Here is a 19,411-nt window from a genome sequence, read left to right as displayed (position 1 = left end):
CGATTGTTTGGAAAGAAGCAGTGAAAATCTTTGTGTCGCCGGCAGCCGATCACAACAGCGAGATCGGGCGCTTCAGCCGCCGAAACCGCACAGGTTCGGGGAATGCGTGTGGGCGGTCAACGGCAGTCGCGCACGTCACACAGCGCCGTGGCGTCGGCGACGATGAAGGCGTCGTCCCGGAGGGCGTCCTCGTCGGCCGGCAGGAACAGCCGCTGGTCGCGACCGCCCGTCTCGACGGGGAGCACGTCCCACTCGCTCGACTCGTAGCCCAGATCGGACTCGGGATCGGGGTCCATGCGGAGCTGCTCCCAGCTTTGCTGGTCCGAACTCATGATCGATCACCGACGGGATTCTGGGCGGCCGGGGTGGCTTTCTGAGCGTTCGAGCCCTCGACGACGTTCTCGGTCTCGACGGCGATTTCGTGGTTGCCATCACCTTTCAGGTGAACGTTTTTGAGCAGGTAGTCGCCGCCGTGCTCGTTAGCAACCGGCGAGTCGGAGTTCGTGAGGACCCGCGTGTTCTTGATCACGGCCTCGCCGCCCGAGAACTCCTCGGAGAGGTCGATCGGCTGGGAGTGGTCGATCGAGTGGTAGATGTCACAGCTGTCGACGACCATGTTCTGGCCGGGCTGGCGGATCCGGAGGTTACGCTGGTTGTAGACGCCGTCGTTGGGGGGCGACTGGCCGTCGTGAACCATCGCGACGTTCCGGACCTCGGCGCCGTCGGTACCGATTCGGACGTTGGAGATGTTGTTGTTCCGGAACAGGCCGCCCTCGACGATGACTTTCCCGTTTTCGGCGTCGTCGAAGTCGGCGCCCGGACCGCTGGCGTACAGGCCGTTGTCCGAGAAGTTCTGGACCCAACAGTCGACGATTCGGATCGTGCCGGCGTGCTCGGCGCCGACGTAGATGCCGACCCCGTCAGCGCCATCCTCGACGCCGTCGGGGAGCCAGATCTTGTCGAGCACCATCGTCGCGTCCTCGCCGCGGGCCTCGGCACGGAGCTTCGCCTCCTCGCCGCCGGTCGCGCCGCGGATCTGGAAGTTCTCCAGCCGTACCTCGCCGGCCTGCGCGCGGACGGCGTTGTACCGGTGCTCGCCCTCGGGGAAGTTCAACTCGACGGCGCCGGGCTTGCCGTCGCCGATCAGCGCCGCGTTCTCGTAGTCGCCGTCGAGGCCCTCTCCGTTCCACTCGTAGCTACCGGGCGGGATATGGACCGCTGTCCCATTGTCGAAGTGTTCTGCCAGATAGTCGTCGATCGCGTCGCCGTCCTGTAGCCCCTCCGCACCGAGGTCGACGGTCTGCCGGTCTGCGCTGGCCGAGCCGGTCGAGCCACCGAGTAGGCCCGCCGTACCCGCTGCAACTCCCGCTGCCCCCGCGAGCGCGAGGTAGGAACGTCGGTTAAGCTTGGACATCGTCGCGGTATCGTCGGTCTGGCGTTCTGCCATACACGGGTAGGATCGAGGTATACATAAAGTGATTTTCGCGAGTTTACCATCCGAAGATGCGTCTATAGCGATTCTTGGTTGCGAGTTGTTGTGCCTGCCGACCGTGACGCCGGCGGACTCGCTTTCGGATACTTGCGCGAATCCGGGCGTTCGACCGGCGCCGCGAAATGCGGTCCTACGCGAGAGCACGATACGATTACCTCGAGTAAGCCGTCTTCGAGACCTATTACGGCCATATTGACCACGTCGAGGCGAGTGTTATGAGTGCCCACACCACGAGTACGACGCCGTTACCGCGATCGGCGACTCGATGCTCGAACGGTATCGCTCGCGCGACGCTTACATCGACGCGCGGAGCTCCTCGACGTGAACGTCACCTCGACGCGGGAGGCGGCGCACACACGTGCGTGGGCGCAGAGACTCCAATAGATGATCGACAGTCAGCTATCGGCCGCTGAATCGCTGGCCACGACTCCACAGCGGCGTCGACCATTCTACAACTGCGTCGATCAGTTCACTACGGCGTCGCGCTCGCAGCGGGGCCGACAGCTGTCGCCGTCGCTTGAGGACGCCGAAATCCGGCAGTAAGGACACCTTAACCGCGGTAAATTGAGCTTTCTGGAAACGTTTGGATGCAGATGCCGAAACCCACTAAGTACCAGTCCAAGCGCGCCAGCCAGCTGAGCGCGAGAATCGTGGAGACGCCCATGTATCAACAAATAATGTAATCGAGTCGGAGGTGTCGCTATGGAGCAGCCCGACAGGCCGATGGGGGATCTCGAAGAGTTGCTGTTTGCAATCGAAATCACGCTGGTGGGGCTCGTCGCCGGTGTGCTCGCAATTCCGTACGACTCCTTTGAGTTGACGATGGTTGCGGGCGGACTGGCGCTCGTCGGCTTTCTCAGAGCAGCCAAAATACTGTGAGGTCGATCGACGCCGACAGCCCGCGAAGCGACGCCGTCGCGTCGGCGTCTACACCGAGTAGTAGTACTCGCCGTCTTTCTTCTGCTGGCGGTCCAGTTGGCTGTCGGGCTTGTTGATGCGCGGGCGGCCGACGCGCTCGTCGCGTCGGAACGTGATTTCGAGGTTCGAGAGGAACTCGTTCATGCCGGCGCGCATCTCTTGGGGCTGGCCGGCGTGACCGTGCTCGGCGGGTTCGCCGTCGAACACCATCAAGCGATCGGCCAGCAGATCCATCATGTACATGTCGTGGTCGATCACGAGCACGGTGGCGTTTTGCTGCTCGGCGTAGCGCCGGATCGCGCTGGTGGCCTGCACGCGCTGTTCGACGTCGAGGTGCGCGGATGGCTCGTCGAGCAGGTACAGGTCGGCCGACTCAGACAGCGTCGCCGCGATGGCGACGCGCTGGCGTTCGCCGCCCGAGAGGTCGGTGAGGTTCTGCTCCATGATCCGCTCTAGCTGCAGGGGCTCGGCAATCTCGGTGTTCCAGTACGACGAGCCGAACTGGTCGGTGATCGACGACAGGAACGCGTCGACCCGCATCGGCTGGTCGATGTCGATGTACTGGGGCTTGTAGGCGATGTCGAGCGCGAAGTCGAGGTTCCCCTCGTCGGGTTCGAGTGACCCCGCGAGCAGCTTGGCGAACGTCGACTTCCCGATGCCGTTCGGGCCGACGATGCCGAGCACTTCGTTGCGCCGGATCTCGCCGCCCTCCACGTCGAGCGAGAACTCGCCCTCGCCGTAGCTCTTCGAGATGTCGGGGTACTCGACGAGCGTGTCGGCGGTGCTGACGGGACGGGGGGCGTGTTCCTCGAACTCGATCGGGTTCGGTCGGATCCGCATGTTCTCGTTTTCGAGATAGCCCGAGAGGTACTCGTTGATGCCGTTGCGCACCGACTTGGGGTCCGTGACGACGCCGTAGGCGCCGGGGCTCCCGTAGGCGACGTGGAGCGTGTCCGCCAGCAGATCCAAGATGGCGAGGTCGTGCTCGACGACCAGCATCGAGCGGTCGCCCTCCTCGGCGAGTTCGCGGATCAGCCGCGCGACGGTCATCCGCTGGCCGATGTCGAGGTACGGCGTGATCTCGTCGAGGAAGTAGAAGTCGGCGTCCCGCGCGAGACACGCCGCGATGGCGACCCGCTGGAGTTCGCCGCCCGAGAGGTTGTCGATGTTCTGGTCCATGACGGGCCCGATCTCCATGCGCTCGACGAGGTAGTCGAGTTCGCCGCGCTCGTCGGTTCGGTCGAGCAACTGACGCGTGTTGCCGTCGAACTGGCCGGGGATCTCGTCGACGTACTGGGGCTTGCGCGCGACGCTCACGTCGCCGTCGCGCACGGCGGCGATGTAGTCCTGGAGTTCGGTGCCGCGGAACTCGTCTAACACGTCGTCCCAGTCCGGGGGCTCCTCGTGCTGACCGAGGTTCGGGACGAGTTCGCCCGCCAGCACGCGGACGGCGGTCGTCTTCCCGATGCCGTTCGGCCCGAGGATGCCAGTCACCTGACCCTCCTCCGGGACCGGGAGTCCGTACAGCGAGAACGCGTTCTCGCCGTAGCGGTGCGACGGATCGTTTTCGAGTTCCTGTGGCAGGTTGATGATCTCGATGGCGTCGAAGGGGCACTTCTCGACGCAGATACCACAGGTCTCGCCCAGACAGATCTCCTCGGAGATGCGCACCTGTTCGGGCTGGCCCTCCTCGGCCTCCTCGCCCCGGAGCGTGATGCACTCCTTGCCGGTGCGATTCGGCGGGCAGTAGTTCTTGCACTCGTAGTTGCACCGGTCGGGCTGGCACCGCTCTAGGTCGACGACGGCGATACTATCCTTTGCCATGTTAGACGGTGACGCCGGTCATCAGGATGATTCCCCACGTGAGAAACCACAGCGAAAACGTCATGAACACGACGAACAGGAAGTCTTTGACCCCGCCGAAGTCGTCGTAGCCCAAGATGCTGTAGAGTGGGAACTGTACGACGATTGCCGCCAGCACGACCAGCTGGGCCTGCTGGTTCTTGGCGGCCTCGGCCGCGCTCACGTCACCGGCCAGAGCGGCCGACGCGAGGGCGGCGCCCACGCCCGCGAGCGCGGTGATCGTCGTGATGGTGACCGACCTGAGGTGTGACTCCCTCTGGTCGGCGGATTCGGTCGACATACCGTGTGCTCGGTGACCGCACCTAAAAAGCCGTTCGCTTGGACGCCGACGGTCTGTCGGCGCCACGGTCTCGGGATGGCGGCGTCGACACCGAACACGACCGCCTCAAGCCGCCCAACGAACCCGTCGTATCAATCTTTATGCTTCTGGGACCGTTCGATTCGTAACGATGGCTGGCACTGACGGGGAGGAGATCGAAGACCTTCCGCCGAGCGCGAAACTAGTGTTCAAAGTACTGGAGTACGACGGTCCGCTGACCCAGAAACAGATCGTAGAAGAGTCGATGCTGTCAGCCCGGACCGTCCGCTATGCGCTGGAGCGGCTCGAAGACATCGGCATCGTCGACGAAGACGTCTACTTCGCCGACGCCCGCCAGAGCCTCTACGAACTCGACGAGGACGCCATGGCTGCCGCCGAGGGCTGTGCCGAGCAGGGCACCTGCGCGGAGTAACGGCGCTTCGGTCGAGTTCTGACACGTCTCGTTTCTGTCGCTGTCTGATCGGTTGTTCGCGCTCCGGTGAACAGCGCGGCGTGCGGGGGACACGCCGCCAGCGGAGTGGGGAGAGCGGTGTGGGGCGCGCGATTCGAGAGGATGGGAAAGTGGCCAGTGCGCGCCCGAACGGGAGATGGCAGGGAGACGACTTAAACACCCGTCAGACGGACGTACGACGGTCGTCTCCGGGCCGTTTTTGTGGCGCCGACGCTTTCTTCGGAGCATGACGTGGGCGGATCTGTTCGACCGAGCCGAGGGGTACGACGCCGACGAACAGCGAGTGAGCGACACACTGGCGCGCCGCCGCGAGGACGCCACCGATGAGTGACACGTCCGACCCGGCGCGGGTCGTCGCAGACGCCGACGTGCTCGCCGCGGACGTGCTGGTCGGCGGGCCCGCCCGCGCAGCGCTCGATCACGTTCGCTCGCACTCGTGGATCGACCTCGTCGCAAGCGATCCACTGCTCGACGACGCCGAAGCAGTGCTTGCCGACCTCGCCGACGCCGAGTTAGCCGCCGATTGGCGCGAGCGAATCGAGCGCGAGCGCGTTCCGGTCGAACATCCGCAAGGCGATCATCCGGCGCTGGCCAGCGCGTATCACGGTGACGCCGCGCACGTACTGTCGTTCGACGACCGCCTCGGGAGCGTCGAGGCCGGCGCCCGACTCAAGGGTCGGGCCGCGATGAGCGTCCGGCATCCGAAGGCGTTCGACGCCGTGTTCGATCCCGCGGGCCTCTACGACGCCGTCGTCGGGGGCGAGTATCCCGGCCCCGACCGCAATCCGAGAGAGTAACCGCCGACCGCTGCAGCGCTACTCCTGCTCGGCAAGCCAGTCCGCGAACGCTGCGAGTGCCCGGCCGCGGTGAGAGATAGCGTTTTTCTCCTCGGTCGACAGTTCGGCGAACGTCGACCCGTCGTGCTCGAAAATCGGGTCGTAGCCGAAGCCGTCCTCGCCGCGAGGTGCGACGATCCGCCCGCGGACCGAGCCCTCGAACGTGACGAGATCGTCGCCGTCGTAGTAGGCCAGCACGGTCCGGAACGCCGCTTTGCGGTTCGACTCGTTCTCGACGAGTTCCCAAACGCGCTCGATGCCCAGCGTGTCCTCGACGTACGCCGAGTAGGGGCCCGGAAAGCCGTCGAGGGCCTCGACGAACAGGCCGGTGTCGTCGACAAAAATCCCCGACTCAGCACCCAACTCCTCGTAGGCCTCGCGGGCGCCGCGGCGGACGATCGTCTCCAAGTCGTCGCTCTGGACCTCGGCGTAGTCGTACTCGACCTGTTCGACCTCGGTCGGCAGGTACTCGCGGGCCTCCGCGACTTTGCCCTCGTTCCCGGTGACGAAACGGATCATACCCGGCGGTCGACGCCGGCGGCGAAAATAGCCGTCGATCAGTCGTCGTCGACGACGACTTCGACGGGGTCGTCCTTCGCGTCGGCGTCCTCGCTGCTGCCCTGTTCCTGCCAGAGAAGCGCGCCCGCGATCGCTAGCACGACCCAAGAGCGCCAGTTGGCGAGGTTCAGCGTGTATCCGATGCCGAAGGGCTTCTCGACGAGCATCCCCTCGCCGGGCTCCCAGTACGACGACAGCATGCGCCGGAATTCGGGTCGCTCGAAGTTGTACGGTACGCCGAGGATCTCACCGGAGGTCGGCTTGTCGGCCATGCGAGAGATTAGGGCACAGAAGGTTAAAACGGTTAGTGGTTGGAACCGCGCGACGCCGGCGATCAGCGCGGGCGCTCTCGGCGTCGATCAGCCTCCGATCAAGTACGTCTCGAACGTTCGAACCGCTCGCCGATAGCCGAGCGCGCCGAGGCCCATCGCCACGAGCGCCGTCGCCGCGGTGCCGGCAACGACGACCGCGCTGGAGGGCGCCGCTGCCGTGCCTTCGCGGGCCAGATAGTGGCCCGCGAGCACCGGTGCGCCGACGGTTCCGATCGCCGTCGAGTAAGCGACCACGGCGTACACGTGAGGCGCGGTCATGCCGGCGTTCTCGGCCGGTCGGATCGCGTCGAACTCCGGGAGGACGGTGCCGATGCCGAGCGCGATCGCGGGGAGCGACGCGGCCAGCGCGACGGCGAGCAGGCCGGCACCAATAACGACGACGATCGAACCGGACGCCGCCGCGGCGACGCCGACGGTCAGCACCGAGGCGACGCCGGCGCCCGGCAGCGCCGCCGAGACGAGATATCCTCGGACGACGTGGCGAGCGCTCCCCGGCGTCGTCAGCGTCGCGGGAAGCCCGCGCCCCTCGTTGCCCAGCGGGTTCAGCGTCGCGCCGGCGCCGGCGGCGCCCGCCCCGTAGACGGCCACCAGCGCCGGCACCGACGCGGGCAACGCGCGGGCGAACTCGACACCGACGGAGACGAGCAACACGACCGGTAACAGCACGTACAAAAGCGCCTGCGGTTCCCGGAGCGCTCGCCGCCAGAGCGCACCGGCGACTGCGCGCGTCGGCCGCGAGCACGTGGCCGCGAGTAACCGATCGAACAGACCGAGCAGACCGGACGCCTCCGCTTCGGCGTCGGTCGGCTCGGCTGGCGGATCGACGAGCCACGCCCGACGCGCCAGCGGCGTCCCGACGGCCCAGAGCCCTGCGAGCGCGACCGGCGTTCCGAGTACGGCGCCGGCCGCCCGGAGCGGGTCGCCGCCGCCGATCGACGCCAGCGCGAGGTCGGCGTACCACGCGATCGGGAGATCGCCGAGCGCCGCCCCGGCCTGTCGGCTCCCGACGAACAGCCCGAAGTACAGCGCGGCCAGCGGCGAGCCGACGAGCAGACGATGCTCCCGGACGACGGCCCATCGCCGGAGGGCAGCTAGTCCAGCGAGCCCGACGACGTAGCCAGCGCCGACCGCGACCGCGACAAGGCCGACGGCGCCGACGAGGACGCCGACAGCGCCGAGTGGCCGGCCTGCGCCGAGCGCGAACGCCGCGGCGCCGCCGACGATCGCCACGGAGAGAAATCGGCCGGCCTTGATCGCCTTCGCGGCGGCGTCGCCCGCGACGATCGCACCGATGGGCAGCGTCGTGAGGAGGCCGTCGGAGCGCTCGCGCCAGCCCTGTCCCTTGATCGTCCACAGTATCGTCACCAGCGCGACGAGTACGAAGGCGATACCTGCGAAGCCGCGGACGGCGTCGGCGGCGCCGGGGCGGCCCGCCGCCACGGCCTCGGCGTAGTAGTACGCCCCCGGCTCTGGGTAGAGCGCGCCGCCGGCGACGGGAACGCGTCCGACGACGACGAGCGCGGCGGTCACGACCAAGAACAGTTCCGAGAACGACCGCCAAGAGTGCTCGCGCTGGCGGCGGTAGTGGCGCACGGTCTCGACGCGCGCGATCTGTAGTGCCTGTCCGAGCCGGCCGGTCATGCGGTCGTCGTGGTCTCTTCCTCGATCCGCTCGGCGCCGTGGTCGTGGGTGATATCGAGGAAGGCATCCTCCAGACTGCGCTCGTCGCCGGCCTCGGCACGGTTTTTCAGGCCATCCGGCGTCCCCTCGGCAACCAGCCGGCTGTCGTGGAGCACGCCGACGGTGTCGGCGAGTTCGTCGACGACGGGGAGGATGTGCGTCGAGAGGAACACGGTCATCTCCCGATCTGCGAGTTCGGCGATGGTGTCCCGCATCGTCCGGGCGGCGCGGGGGTCGAGGCCGCTGGTCGGCTCGTCGAGGAAGACCACGTCGGGCTCGTGGAGCACCGCCTGAATGACGCCGACCTTCTGGCGCATCCCCTTCGAGTAGGCGTCGATGCGCTTGTCGGCGTCCTCGGCGAGGCCGAACCGGTCGAGCATCGATTCGATCTGCTCGTCGGCCTCGGCCTCGGGAATATCGCGCAGTCCGGCGATGTACTCTAGCTGCTCGCGGCCGGTCAGTTCGTCGTACAGCGGCGGTTCCTCGGGGAGATAGCCGATGTGTGGCGTCACTGCGTCGCGGTCCTCGATCGACTCGCCCGCGACGTTCGCGGTGCCCGAGGTGGGGCGGGTCAGCGTCGTCAGCATCCGCATCGTCGTCGTCTTGCCGGCGCCGTTCGGGCCGAGGAAGCCGTAGACGCTCCCGCGGGAGATCGAGAGCGTGAGGTCTTCCACGGCGGTCGCGTCGCCGTAGCGTTTCGTGAGGGCTTGCGTCTCGATAGCGAGGTCGGGCACGGTACCGGCGATTTATTGTCCGATCATAAAATGTCTACCGCTGCGCGTGAACCGAACCGCGCGCCGGCGTCGTGCATGGCTATGCTGTCAGGCCAAACGAGGCGCCGAAGCGAACGCGTCGCCGGCTCAGGGACGCCGGAACTCGATCGCCGCACCTTGGCCGAAGCCGACACACAGCGTCGCCAGCCCGCGGTCGGCGTCGCGCTCGATCATCTCGTGGACCAGCGTCACGGGCAGGCGCGCGCCGCTTGCGCCCAGCGGGTGACCGAGCGCGATGGCGCCGCCGTTGACGTTGTAGCGGTCCTCGTCGATGCCGAGTTCGCGCCGGGCGTAGACGGTCTGGCTGGCGAAGGCCTCGTTGAGTTCGACCAGATCGTAGTCGTCGATGTCCCGACCCGTGCGCTCCAGCAGGCCCTCGGTCGCGGGGACCGGGCCGATGCCCATGACGGTGGGGTCGACGCCGGCGACGTTGTTCGCGCCGATCTCGGCGAGCACGTCCAGATCGTGCTCCTCGGCGAACGCCTTGCTCGTCACGAGCGTCGCGGCGGCGCCGTCGCTGACCTGCGAGGCGTTGCCCGGCGTCACCGTGCCGTCGGACTTGAACACGGTCGGGAGCTGGGCGAGCTGTTCGAGCGAGGTGTCGGGGCGGATCCCCTCGTCCTCGTCGACGACGCCGTCCTCGGTTTCGATCGGGATGATCTGGTCGTCGAAGCGACCCTCCTCGGTCGCGGCGGCCGCGCGCTGGTGGCTCTGGAGAGCGTACTCGTCTTGGGCCTCGCGGCTCACGTCGTACTCCTCGGAGACCTTCTCGGCGGTCATCCCCATCTGAAGTTCGCCGACGTTGTACAGGTCGTTCAGGCGCGGGTGAACCTTGTGGGTGTTCTCGCCCATCTTCACGCGGCTCATCGACTCGACGCCGCCGGCGATGACGGCGTCGCGTTGCCCGGCGCGGACGGCGTCGGACGCCGAGATCACGGCCTGCATCGAGGAGGCACACCAGCGGTTGATCGTCGTCGCGGGCACCGACTCGCCCAGTTCCGAGAGCAGCGCGATCACGCGGGCGAGGTTGTTGCCCTGCTCGTCGCGCTGCTGAGCACAGCCCCACATCAGGTCGTCGATATCCTCGCCCGAAAGTCCCGTCTCGGCGAGAATCTCGTCGATCAGCGGGACCGAGAGGTCCTCGCTGCGCAGGTCCGCGAAGGCGCCGTCTTCTTTGCCCTGGGGCGTTCGGTACGCTGCCGCGATCACCGGAGTCGTCTCGTCGCTCATACGATCCGAATCGTCTTTCGTGAACTTAAATGGGCGTAGAACTCGCCCCGCTCGCGCTGGGAGTTTACTGGCGCGATCGAACGTCTCGGTTGCCAGCCGGTGCGTACGACCCTTCGACGGTCTTAAGGGCAGTCCGGTCCAACCTATCGGGGAATGAGCAACGCGGCGATGGACGTCGTCGAGTTTCTGTTGACGACGCGGATCTTCACGGACGAACGGGACCTCGACGCCAACGACCTGCCTCCGCGGTTCAGACGGGTGTTCTGGACCGACGGCGAGATCGAGCGCCCGCTATCGGCGACGAACAGCACCGCGCGGGCCGGCACCGGCGTCGACCAGCCCTGGGAGGCCGTCTCCGAGCTGATGTTCACCGAGCGCGACGAGTTCTCGGGGTCGATCTCGATCAACCAGCCCGAGATGGCCGAGCAGTGGTTCACCGAGCGCGTCGACGACGAGCGCCTGCGCTCGAACCCGACGCTGGCGTACCGCTTCGGCGAGGAGTTCGACATCGACTACGAGCGCGTTCGGGACGCGAACCGGCCGATCGAGGCCGACCGGGTGTGGATCGACAGCCTGCTCGAGGAGTACTTCGAGGACGAGGAAGAAGAGGAGATGCTCGACCTCGTCGACATCCACGCGCCCGAGGAGATCGAGATGACGCTCGACGATCTGGTGCTGACGACCGATCAGGAAAACGAGATCCACAAGATCGTCAAGGCGATCGAGCACCGCGACTACCTCGCCCAGATCGGCCTGCGCGAGATCGGCAAGCTACTCTTCGTCGGCCCGCCGGGCACCGGGAAGACCTCGACCGCGCGAGGGCTTGCCCACTCGCTCGATCTCCCCTTCGTCGAAGTCAAGCTCTCGATGATCACCAGCCAGTATCTCGGCGAAACGGCCAAGAACGTCGAGAAGGTGTTCGAGGTCGCAAAGCGGCTCTCCCCGTGTATCCTCTTTATGGACGAGTTCGACTTCGTCGCCAAGACGCGGGCCTCCGACGAGCACGCCGCGATCAAGCGCGCGGTCAACACCCTGCTCAAATCGATCGACGACGTGAGCCTCATCCAGGACGACGTGTTGCTGATCGGCGCGACGAACCACCCCGACCAGTTGGACGCCGCGGCGTGGCGTCGCTTCGACGAGATCGTCAACTTCCCCAAGCCCGACGCGGGGATGCGCGCCGACATTCTGCGCGTGATCACCCGCGCGATGGACATCGACGAGTTCGATCCCGACGAGATCGCCGACATCACCGAGGGACTGACCGGCAGCGACCTCCGGATGGTGCTCCGCGAGGCCGTCCTCGACGCGCTGACCGAAGAGCGGACCACGCTCACGCAGGCCGATCTGGTCGACGCAGTCGAGGACTTCGAGGAGCGTGACAACCTCAAGAACATGGACATGATGGACGGCGACCACGACGCGCTGGTCGCCGGGGGCGATATCGGCGCCGACGGCGGCGACGGCCACTCCCACGACCACGCCCACGAGCACTGACCCGACCGCATGCAGGTCACCTTGCTCGGGACGGGCGACACGACGGGGACGCCGACGGTCGGCTGTGACTGTGACACCTGCGAGCGAAGCCGCGACCCGGGCGACGCGTTGCGTCGCCGACTGCGCGAGCGAGGCGTCGACTCGCCGCGCGAACGAGATGTCGAGCGCACGCGCTTTTCGGTCCACGTCCACAACGAGCGCACCGGCGAGTCGCTGCTGATCGACGCCTCGCCCGACTTTCGCTACCAGTTCCTCCGCGAGGGCGTCGACCTGCCCGACGCCGTCGTCGTCTCGCACGTCCACTTCGATCACCTCGACGGACTGGGCAACGCCTACCGCCTGCTGGAGGACGTGCCCGTCTACGCGGCCGACGAGACCGATCCCAACACCGGCGAGAGCGTCGCCGAGACGATCGAGGACAAGTTCGACTACCTCGACGCGATCGAGGTGCGACCGCGCTCGCCGTTCGAGACGATACGGACCTGCGGGCTCGACGTGACGCTCGTCCCGGTCGATCACCCGCCGCTGGTTTGCTACGGCCTCGTGATCGAGGACCCCGAGACGGGCGCGAAGCTCTCGCTGTCCGGTGATACGAGTTACGGCATCCCCGAGCGTTCCCGGGAGATGCTGGCCGATCCGGACCTCTTTCTCGCGGACGCCATCGTCCCGGCCGACCTCTGCGAGTACCATCCCGCCGGCGGCGCGCACCACGACGACGCGGGCGTCCCGCGAACCTTCGGCACCAAGCACATGACCCGCGAGGGCGCGCTCGATCTGGCAGACGATCTGGACGCCACGGAGACGCGGCTGGTCCATCTCGCGCACTTCTATCCCGCAGACGAAGCGTTCGAGGAGCCACTTGCGATCGACGGCGAGCGCTACGAACTCTGAGCCGGGCAAGCGCTGGCCACCGCCGACGGCTACAGGAGTCCCCGGAATCCGACGACGGCTCCGGCGCCGACGACGATCGCAAGCAACACGCTCTCTGTTTTCCACGCGACCAGCAGCGCGACCCCCGCTGCAGCCCACTCTGCCGGGCCGCCGGCGGCGAGTTCCGGCCCGATGATCGACACGACGATCGCGCCGGGGAGCACTTCGAGCCCTGCCTCGGCGCGCTCGGACACGTCGATCCGGCCGAGCAACCATAGCCCGCCGGCCTTGGCGACGTACGTCGACACCGCCATCGCCAGCACGACCGCGACGACGACCGGATCGAGCGAGAGATCAGGACTCAACTCGGATCACCTCCACGAGAAAGCCGGCGACGCCGCCGAGCGGGATGTACCAGCTTCCTGGGAGCAGTTGGGCGCCCAGCACGGCCGCGAGCAGCGCGGCGCCCCACGGCGCGAGGTCCGAGGCGCCGTCCCATAGTTCGACCGCGATGGCGAGGAACACCGCCACCAGTACGAAGTCCAACCCGTACCGGGAGGGCTCGCCGACCGCCGCGCCGGCCGTCGCGCCGAGCACCGTCGAGCCGATCCAAAAGGCCCAGATGGCGAGGCCGCTCCCGAGGAGAAACGCCCCCTTCCGGCTCCCCGACTGGAGTTCGCCCATCGTCAACGCCCAGTTCTCGTCGGCCATGAAGAAGACGCTCCCGTAGGCCTGCAGCGGCGTCAGCTCGCGCAGCCACGGCCGCAGCGCAGCGCCCATCAGCGTGTACCGCAGGTTGACGATGAATGCGGTGCCGACGACCAGCGCAGCCGGGATCGGGTCCGCCCAGAGTTCGACCGCGATGACTTGGGCCGCGCCGGCGACGACGGTCGCGCTCATCAGGGTTGCCTCGGCGACGCTCAGGCCCGCCTGCTGGGCGAGGACGCCGAAGGCGACGCCGTAGCCCGCCACGCCGAGCGAAACGGGGACGCACTTGATGAAGCCGTCCCGGAGCCCGCTTCGGGTGAACGTCACTGATCGCTCGTGGTCGGCACGCTCGTCGTCGGAGCCTGTCGGCGCGTCGTTCACGGCGGTGGGGTCGCCGCTGTCTGTCGAATGGTAGCTGTCAGATCGCATTGTGTTGGAGGGAAGATCGACGGCGCACTGCCTGCCAGTCCTCTCTGCCTACGCCGTCGCGTGCCATATCTTCTACGAACCTGCTCGCATCCGGACGACCACGCAGACGGTGCGCCGTCCACTCCCCTGAGCCTCATCGGACAGATAGTTTCGTCGCAGATCGTAACGCTCTACAGCGGTACTCGAACTATCGAAGGCATGAACGTACTGCCGCGCGGGCTCGGGTACACCGCGCTGGGGCTGACGCCGGCGGTGCTGCTCGCAGGCGCGGTCGGCGTCTCCGACGCCGTCCAGTCCGGACCCGTCGGGATCGGACTGGTTCTGGTCGGCGCCGTCGCGGTCGGTGCCGAGTACGACCGGGCGCTCGGGCCGATGGACGGGGTCTCGGTCGAACGGTCGGACGCCGTCGACGCCGGGGCGGTCGTCGCCGGGGCGCTCGCCACGTACTTACTGCACGTCCACGCCGCGCCGGGGCCGGTACTCGCCTCGGCGCTCGTCGGATTGGGTGTCGGCGTCGCCGCAGAGGAGATCGGCGTCCCGGCGTACTGCGGCTCGTTCGCGGGGATGGCCTCGCCCGCGCTGTTTCCGTCGGTCGCATACGTCGCCGCCGCCGGTACGGTGGCCGGTCTCGCGTACGTTGCCGCCGACCGGGCGTTCGACGGCTTCGGCGGCAAACTTGGGACGATCGCGTTCTTGGGCTGCGTCTCGACGGCGTCGCTGACCGGCGCGACCTACGCCGCGGCGAGTCCGCTCGCTTGGCACGACGCCCGGCTCGTCGTCCCGGTCGCAGCCGCCGGAGCGGTCGCAACCGCCCTCCTGAGCCGCCGCCTTGGACTCGGCGCCGTGATCGGATCGGCGCTGGTCGGCGCCGTCGCCGCCGTCGCGCTCCCGGCCGCTGTGCCCGCCGCGGGCGACACGCTGGCCGCCGTCGCGTTCTGCGCGTCGTTCGTCGGTATGTCGGCGTCCGGGCGGCTGGACGGCGAGGTGCCGGTCGCGCTCACCGGCGCGCTGTGTGGCGTCGTCTTCGTCCTCGTCGCGGGCGCGTTTCCCGGTGCCGGGGGCAAACTCGGGACGACGGCGTTCGTCGCGTGTCTCTGTTACTCGGGGGGAGAGCAGTTGCTCGACGAATCGCTGTCTCCGGTGTGAGGCGGTCTGTCCCAGAACCGTCACTCCCTGTCTATGAACCGGCTCAGACCCGCCTGTCGCCGCTTTTGTCCCTCGGGATCAGCGACCCACGGCGACGACGCCGCGCGCGCCGCGGCGAGGTCGGCGTCCGGCGGCTCGGCCGCGTCGTACCCGCCACAGGCCGGCCCACACTCGCTCGCCGGATCGACCAACCGCCCTTTCCACGCACAGTAGGGAAGCCCGGCGACTCCCTCGCGCTCGGCGGCGTCGGCTGCCGCACAGCCGGGAAGTTCGTAGGTGCGCCACCCCTTTCCGTAGGCGCGCTCGGCGAGGCGACGCCGCGCCCGCGCTTTTTCGGCCGCAGTCGCCGGATAGATCTCGGCCCGGCCGGGATGCTCGTCGTGGAGTTCGATTCCCGGTTCGTCGACGGCGAGCGGCGTCGGCTCGCGGAGCACCTCGATCCGTTCGGCGGCGCCGGCCGAGAGATCGACGCGCCAAACGCCGATCTCGTCGGGAATCCGATTGAGATGGGCGCCCGTCACGTGGCTTTCGGTCGCCAGAATCGCCTCGTCGACCAGCCCGAGGCTGGCGTCCTTGCGGAGTTGGGTTTCGAGGTCGCCGGGCGTCCCGAGATCGGGCTTGTTCTCGATGCCGACGATCCGGTCGAACCAGTCGGCGGGGTAGCGCGCGACCTGCCGAACGTGCTCGCGCCCGCCGCGGCGCTCGCGCTCGAAAAAGCCCGCCTCGACGGCGCGTTCGACGACGCGGCGCTTGCGCTCCGGGGACCCCTCGATGACTCGTCCGCGGGGCTGGAACCGGCCCGACCCGGCGTCGCACTCGATCGCAGCGTCGGGAATCGCGGCGGCGGTGATCGCCGTCCGCTCGTCGAACGCCGGCCCCTGCTCGACGCAGACGACATCGACGATTCGCTTGCCCGGCCGGTCGACGCCGGCGCCGAGCTGGCGGCTCACGACGTCTTCGGTCGTCGCTTCGAGGTGAGCGCACAGCGACAGCTCGAACGCGAACTCGCGCACGGTCGTCCGTAGGTGTGGATGGACAAAAGTCGACCGGCGGGCGGGTTCTTCTGGCAGGTTTACAGCAGCGTCACGACCGAGACGAGCGCACCCATCGCGACGACGTAGTACAGCACCGGAAACAGGTTGAGACGGACGACCCGTCCCTCCTGTCCGACGAGCCCGACCGTCGCCAGCGCGGCGATGACGTTGTGGATCGCCAGCACGTTGCCGATGGCGGCGCCGACCATCTGGGCGGCCAGGATGTGGTGGGTCGGCAGGCCGAGCTGGACGGCGACGTCGTACTGGAGCTGGCTGAAGGTGAGATTCGAGACGGTGATCGAGCCGGTGATGAACGTCCCGAGGACGCCTACGACCGTCGCGACAGCCGGGTAGACGTCTCCGACGACCGACGCCGTCGCGTCAGCGAGTACGATCATCATGCTGTCACCGCTGGGCGCGTTCGGCGCCGCCCCGGACTCGGTCATGATCCCGACCATCGCGATGACGAACACGAGCGCGACGGCCGGCGAAACGAGTTTCTGGCCTGCCTCGCGCCACGCGCTCTCGACCTGCCCGCGGTCCATCCCGAACAGCGGGATCGCCGCCAGCGCACTCAGAGCCAGCCAGGTTCCCGGCACGTACGCCCACCGAACCTCGCCGCCGATGTCGGTGCCGAGAATGGCATCCCAAGCGGGCGCCAGCGCCGAGAGTTCGGTGAGCGCGACGCCGATCGGCGTGAAATCCCGCGTCGCGATCAACAGCACGACGAGGAGGACGTACGGCGTCCAGGCGCGGGCGAGCGACATCGACGCCGCCGGGGCGTCGTCGGAGAGACCGTCGGTAGCGTCCGAGCTGCTCGACGTGCCGTTGCTGCCGGGTTCGATCGACCCGATCCAGTGATCCGGCCAGTGCTCCCGAGTCCGGAACGTCCACTCCTCGTCGGGGTGCAGGTAGCCCGCGCGCAACACGGCGACGACGACGGCGGCGCCTACCATCGCGCCGACTATCGACGGCAGCTCTGGCCCGACGAACAGCGCAGTCAGGGCGAAGGGGACGACGAACGCGATTCCTGCGAACAGACACAGCGGAACGACCTCGAGGATCGCCGACAGCGACCGCTCTTCGGGGTCGCCGAAGAAGTGGACGATCATCCCGACGGCTACCAGCGGCATGAAGACGCCGACGGCGACTTGGTACAGCGCCGCCGCGCCGGCAGCTTGGAGCGTGACGTCGATCGCCTCGGCGCTCGATAGCGACTCGAGAGCCCCGAGGGGCTCCTCGACGCCCGGCCGGACCGGAACGCCGACGGCGCCGAACGTCGTCGCGATCGCGTGGCCGACGAGCGCGGCGACGACCGCGGCCAGCGGCGGAAATCCGAGCGCGAGCAGCAGCGGCGCCACCACGGCAGCGGGCGTCCCGAACCCGGCGACGCCCTCGAGGAACGTCGCCAAGAAGAATCCGACCAAGACGACTTGGACCCGTCGGTCCTCGCTGATCGCGACGAACCCGGCGTTGATCCGGTCGACCGCGCCGGCGCGCATCAGCGTGTACAGCAGCGCGAGCGCGCCGAAGACGATCCAAAGGATCTCGATGGCGGTCAGAACGCCCGAGATGCTGGCCGCTAGCACCCACTCGACCGGCATGTTCCAAGCGACGAATCCGACGATCGCCGCCGTCGCCCACGCGACCGGCATGGCCCTCGTCGCTGGCCACAGCGCACCCACGAGCAGAGCAGCGACGACTGCGAGCGGCGAGAGCGCGGCCAGCGCCAAGAGCGGGTCAACCACGGTGATCCCCTCCGACAGCCTCCCGGCTGGCGGTGCCGCCAGTTCTGACGAGCGCGCCGCTCCGACCGACCGGCGTTTCCATTCGGCACATACGCGGAAATTTATCGGCAGCCGCCATTAAGTCACACCGTATTCTCGAAATCTAATAATCGGCGGCGGTCGACGGATCGCGCCGCGACTGTTCCGTGGCGGCGCTTGGCTGCGCTGAGGGCGAGCGTCGTCACGCCGGGGCGCGTCGAGAACAGTAGGTTTATCAGTCGTTCGGGGCGAAAACCTACCAAGATTACTCCCCATATGTCAGACGATCACCGACAACCGGAGGTGAACATCGGACTGGTCGGCCACGTCGATCACGGCAAGACCACGCTCGTGCAGGCCTTGTCCGGCGAGTGGACCGACCAGCACTCCGAAGAGATGAAGCGGGGTATCTCTATCCGTCTCGGCTACGCGGACGCGACGTTCCGCGAGTGCCCGGACAAGGAGGCACCCGAACGCTACACCGCCGAGGAAACCTGCGAGGACGGCACCGAGAGCGAGCCGCTCCGCACCGTGTCGTTCGTCGACGCGCCCGGCCACGAGACGCTGATGGCGACGATGCTGTCCGGCGCCGCGATCATGGACGGTGCGGTGCTTGTCGTCAGCGCCAGCGAGCCGGTCCCGCAGGCCCAGACCGAAGAGCACCTGATGGCGCTGGATATCATCGGCATCGACAACATCGTCGTCGTCCAGAACAAGGTCGACCTCGTCGACGCCGAGCGCGCCCGCGAGAACTACCAAGAGATCCAAGAGTTCGTCGAGGGCACGGTCGCCGAGGACGCGCCGATCGTCCCGATCAGCGCCCAGCAGGAGGTCAACATGGACGTGCTGATCCAAGCGATCGAGGAGGAGATCCCGACGCCGGATCGGGATCCCGACGCCGACGCCCGGATGCACGTCGCGCGGAGCTTCGACATCAATCGGCCGGGGACGACTTGGGAAGACCTCACCGGCGGCGTGCTCGGCGGTTCGCTCGCACAGGGAGAACTGAACGACGGAGAGGAGATCGAGATCCGCCCCGGCCGCGAGGTCGAGGAAGGCGGGCAGTCGGAGTACCGCCCGATCACGACCGAAATCCGATCGCTGCAGGCCGGCGGCGAGAACGTCGACACAGTTTCGCCGGGCGGACTGCTCGGCGTCGGCACCGGGCTCGACCCCAGTCTCACCAAGGGCGACGCGCTCGCGGGACAGCTCGCCGGACCGCCGGAGACGCTCCCGCCGACGTGGAACTCCTTCGAGATGGAGGTCGATCTGCTCGATCGGATCGTCGGGCAGGACAGCGGCGAGGTCGACGAGATTTCGACCGGCGAGCCGCTGATGCTGACGATCGGCACCGCGACGACGGTCGGATCGGTCACGAGCGCCCGCGGCGACGAGTGCGAGGTCGCGCTCAAGCGGCCCGTCTGCGCCGCCGAGGGTGCCAAAATCGCGATCAACCGCCGTGTGGGCGCTCGCTGGCGGCTGATCGGCATCGGCACGCTACAGGGATAG

At 67.7% G+C, this 19,411-nt stretch carries 20 protein-coding genes; 7 read left to right on the top strand and 13 right to left on the bottom strand.

Features of this window, described 5'->3' with window-relative positions; genetic code table 11:
* Positions 1-116 precede the first annotated feature (116 nt).
* Positions 117-332, bottom strand: coding sequence for a hypothetical protein (locus CRO01_RS07515; RefSeq protein WP_097008524.1), 216 nt, complete (start codon positions 330-332; stop codon positions 117-119).
* Positions 329-1,447 carry a hypothetical protein gene (locus CRO01_RS07510; protein ID WP_097008523.1) on the bottom strand — a complete coding sequence of 373 codons (1,119 nt, stop codon included), beginning with the start codon at positions 1,445-1,447 and terminating at the stop codon, positions 329-331. Before CRO01_RS07510 ends, CRO01_RS07515 begins: the two co-directional genes overlap by 4 nt.
* A gap of 747 nt (positions 1,448-2,194) precedes the next feature.
* On the opposite strand from CRO01_RS07510, the gene CRO01_RS16590 reads away from it, so the two are divergent.
* Positions 2,195-2,371 carry a hypothetical protein gene (locus CRO01_RS16590; protein WP_179747427.1) on the top strand — a complete coding sequence of 59 codons (177 nt, stop codon included), beginning with the start codon at positions 2,195-2,197 and terminating at the stop codon, positions 2,369-2,371.
* A 48-nt stretch (positions 2,372-2,419) separates the two neighbouring features.
* Here the strand turns inward: CRO01_RS16590 and CRO01_RS07505 are convergent, their stop codons facing one another.
* The gene (locus tag CRO01_RS07505; RefSeq protein ID WP_097008522.1) at positions 2,420-4,234 is read right to left on the bottom strand and encodes a ribosome biogenesis/translation initiation ATPase RLI; all 1,815 of its coding nucleotides are present in this window, start codon (positions 4,232-4,234) and stop codon (positions 2,420-2,422) included.
* Position 4,235: 1 nt separating this feature from the next.
* Positions 4,236-4,553, bottom strand: a complete 318-nt coding sequence (locus CRO01_RS07500; RefSeq protein WP_097008521.1) for an EMC6-like membrane protein — start codon at positions 4,551-4,553, stop codon at positions 4,236-4,238.
* Positions 4,554-4,722: 169 nt separating this feature from the next.
* Here CRO01_RS07500 and CRO01_RS07495 point away from each other — a divergent pair, with 169 nt between their 5' ends.
* Both CRO01_RS07495 and CRO01_RS07490 read left to right on the top strand, forming a co-directional pair.
* On the top strand, positions 4,723-5,004 hold the full coding sequence (locus CRO01_RS07495; protein ID WP_097008520.1) for a winged helix-turn-helix domain-containing protein: 282 nt from the start codon (positions 4,723-4,725) through the stop codon (positions 5,002-5,004).
* Between the two features lie 362 nt (positions 5,005-5,366).
* Positions 5,367-5,840, top strand: a complete 474-nt coding sequence (locus tag CRO01_RS07490) for a DUF7384 family protein (RefSeq protein WP_097008519.1) — start codon at positions 5,367-5,369, stop codon at positions 5,838-5,840.
* Between the two features lie 18 nt (positions 5,841-5,858).
* Here the strand turns inward: CRO01_RS07490 and CRO01_RS07485 are convergent, their stop codons facing one another.
* The 5 genes from CRO01_RS07485 to CRO01_RS07465 all read right to left on the bottom strand — a co-directional run bounded on the left by CRO01_RS07485 (position 5,859) and on the right by CRO01_RS07465 (position 10,452).
* On the bottom strand, positions 5,859-6,398 hold the full coding sequence (locus CRO01_RS07485) for an XTP/dITP diphosphatase (RefSeq protein WP_097008518.1): 540 nt from the start codon (positions 6,396-6,398) through the stop codon (positions 5,859-5,861).
* Positions 6,399-6,436: 38 nt separating this feature from the next.
* On the bottom strand, positions 6,437-6,709 hold the full coding sequence (locus tag CRO01_RS07480; protein WP_097008517.1) for a DUF5808 domain-containing protein: 273 nt from the start codon (positions 6,707-6,709) through the stop codon (positions 6,437-6,439).
* An 87-nt stretch (positions 6,710-6,796) separates the two neighbouring features.
* Positions 6,797-8,410 (bottom strand): hypothetical protein, encoded by a 1,614-nt coding sequence (locus tag CRO01_RS07475; RefSeq protein WP_097008516.1) that lies wholly within the window; start codon positions 8,408-8,410, stop codon positions 6,797-6,799.
* A complete protein-coding gene (locus CRO01_RS07470; RefSeq protein ID WP_179747426.1) occupies positions 8,407-9,183 on the bottom strand; it encodes an ABC transporter ATP-binding protein in 777 nt (258 codons plus the stop codon). Before CRO01_RS07470 ends, CRO01_RS07475 begins: the two co-directional genes overlap by 4 nt.
* Positions 9,184-9,309: 126 nt before the next feature.
* A complete protein-coding gene (locus tag CRO01_RS07465) occupies positions 9,310-10,452 on the bottom strand; it encodes a thiolase family protein (RefSeq protein ID WP_097008514.1) in 1,143 nt (380 codons plus the stop codon).
* A gap of 153 nt (positions 10,453-10,605) precedes the next feature.
* Here CRO01_RS07465 and CRO01_RS07460 point away from each other — a divergent pair, with 153 nt between their 5' ends.
* Positions 10,606-11,949 (top strand): ATP-binding protein, encoded by a 1,344-nt coding sequence (locus CRO01_RS07460; RefSeq protein WP_097008513.1) that lies wholly within the window; start codon positions 10,606-10,608, stop codon positions 11,947-11,949.
* Positions 11,950-11,958: 9 nt separating this feature from the next.
* Positions 11,959-12,840 carry an MBL fold metallo-hydrolase gene (locus CRO01_RS07455; RefSeq protein ID WP_097008512.1) on the top strand — a complete coding sequence of 294 codons (882 nt, stop codon included), beginning with the start codon at positions 11,959-11,961 and terminating at the stop codon, positions 12,838-12,840.
* Positions 12,841-12,869: 29 nt separating this feature from the next.
* On the opposite strand, the gene CRO01_RS07450 is transcribed toward CRO01_RS07455, so the two are convergent.
* Positions 12,870-13,184, bottom strand: coding sequence for an AzlD family protein (locus CRO01_RS07450; protein ID WP_097008511.1), 315 nt, complete (start codon positions 13,182-13,184; stop codon positions 12,870-12,872).
* A complete protein-coding gene (locus CRO01_RS07445) occupies positions 13,174-13,956 on the bottom strand; it encodes an AzlC family ABC transporter permease (RefSeq protein WP_097008510.1) in 783 nt (260 codons plus the stop codon). The genes CRO01_RS07450 and CRO01_RS07445 overlap by 11 nt, the downstream gene beginning before the upstream one ends.
* Before the next feature lie 198 nt (positions 13,957-14,154).
* Here CRO01_RS07445 and CRO01_RS07440 point away from each other — a divergent pair, with 198 nt between their 5' ends.
* The gene (locus CRO01_RS07440) at positions 14,155-15,102 is read left to right on the top strand and encodes a hypothetical protein (RefSeq protein ID WP_097008509.1); all 948 of its coding nucleotides are present in this window, start codon (positions 14,155-14,157) and stop codon (positions 15,100-15,102) included.
* A 20-nt stretch (positions 15,103-15,122) separates the two neighbouring features.
* Here the strand turns inward: CRO01_RS07440 and CRO01_RS07435 are convergent, their stop codons facing one another.
* Both CRO01_RS07435 and CRO01_RS07430 read right to left on the bottom strand, forming a co-directional pair.
* Positions 15,123-16,115 carry a DUF5787 family protein gene (locus CRO01_RS07435; RefSeq protein WP_097008508.1) on the bottom strand — a complete coding sequence of 331 codons (993 nt, stop codon included), beginning with the start codon at positions 16,113-16,115 and terminating at the stop codon, positions 15,123-15,125.
* A gap of 59 nt (positions 16,116-16,174) precedes the next feature.
* Positions 16,175-17,884, bottom strand: a complete 1,710-nt coding sequence (locus CRO01_RS07430; protein ID WP_218839160.1) for an L-lactate permease — start codon at positions 17,882-17,884, stop codon at positions 16,175-16,177.
* Between the two features lie 294 nt (positions 17,885-18,178).
* On the opposite strand from CRO01_RS07430, the gene CRO01_RS07425 reads away from it, so the two are divergent.
* Positions 18,179-19,411: a translation initiation factor IF-2 subunit gamma gene (locus CRO01_RS07425; protein WP_097008506.1), complete on the top strand. Its 1,233-nt coding sequence runs from the start codon at positions 18,179-18,181 to the stop codon at positions 19,409-19,411.

It is taken from the genome of Natronoarchaeum philippinense (genome assembly GCF_900215575.1).
GTDB classification, from domain to species: domain Archaea; phylum Halobacteriota; class Halobacteria; order Halobacteriales; family Natronoarchaeaceae; genus Natronoarchaeum; species Natronoarchaeum philippinense.
Note: the sequence above shows the minus strand (reverse complement) of the source record. Positions and strands in the feature narration are given on the sequence as shown.

Coding starts and splice junctions, on each gene's coding strand:
- CRO01_RS07465 (WP_097008514.1), bottom strand. CDS start 10,452: ATGAGCGACGAGACGACTCCGGTGATCGCGGCAGCGTACCGAACGCCC.
- CRO01_RS07505 (WP_097008522.1), bottom strand. CDS start 4,234: ATGGCAAAGGATAGTATCGCCGTCGTCGACCTAGAGCGGTGCCAGCCC.
- CRO01_RS07475 (WP_097008516.1), bottom strand. CDS start 8,410: ATGACCGGCCGGCTCGGACAGGCACTACAGATCGCGCGCGTCGAGACC.
- CRO01_RS07500 (WP_097008521.1), bottom strand. CDS start 4,553: ATGTCGACCGAATCCGCCGACCAGAGGGAGTCACACCTCAGGTCGGTC.
- CRO01_RS07510 (WP_097008523.1), bottom strand. CDS start 1,447: ATGGCAGAACGCCAGACCGACGATACCGCGACGATGTCCAAGCTTAAC.
- CRO01_RS07515 (WP_097008524.1), bottom strand. CDS start 332: ATGAGTTCGGACCAGCAAAGCTGGGAGCAGCTCCGCATGGACCCCGAT.
- CRO01_RS07425 (WP_097008506.1), top strand. CDS start 18,179: ATGTCAGACGATCACCGACAACCGGAGGTGAACATCGGACTGGTCGGC.
- CRO01_RS07445 (WP_097008510.1), bottom strand. CDS start 13,956: ATGCGATCTGACAGCTACCATTCGACAGACAGCGGCGACCCCACCGCC.
- CRO01_RS07455 (WP_097008512.1), top strand. CDS start 11,959: ATGCAGGTCACCTTGCTCGGGACGGGCGACACGACGGGGACGCCGACG.
- CRO01_RS07440 (WP_097008509.1), top strand. CDS start 14,155: ATGAACGTACTGCCGCGCGGGCTCGGGTACACCGCGCTGGGGCTGACG.
- CRO01_RS16590 (WP_179747427.1), top strand. CDS start 2,195: ATGGAGCAGCCCGACAGGCCGATGGGGGATCTCGAAGAGTTGCTGTTT.
- CRO01_RS07495 (WP_097008520.1), top strand. CDS start 4,723: ATGGCTGGCACTGACGGGGAGGAGATCGAAGACCTTCCGCCGAGCGCG.
- CRO01_RS07490 (WP_097008519.1), top strand. CDS start 5,367: ATGAGTGACACGTCCGACCCGGCGCGGGTCGTCGCAGACGCCGACGTG.
- CRO01_RS07460 (WP_097008513.1), top strand. CDS start 10,606: ATGAGCAACGCGGCGATGGACGTCGTCGAGTTTCTGTTGACGACGCGG.
- CRO01_RS07480 (WP_097008517.1), bottom strand. CDS start 6,709: ATGGCCGACAAGCCGACCTCCGGTGAGATCCTCGGCGTACCGTACAAC.
- CRO01_RS07485 (WP_097008518.1), bottom strand. CDS start 6,398: ATGATCCGTTTCGTCACCGGGAACGAGGGCAAAGTCGCGGAGGCCCGC.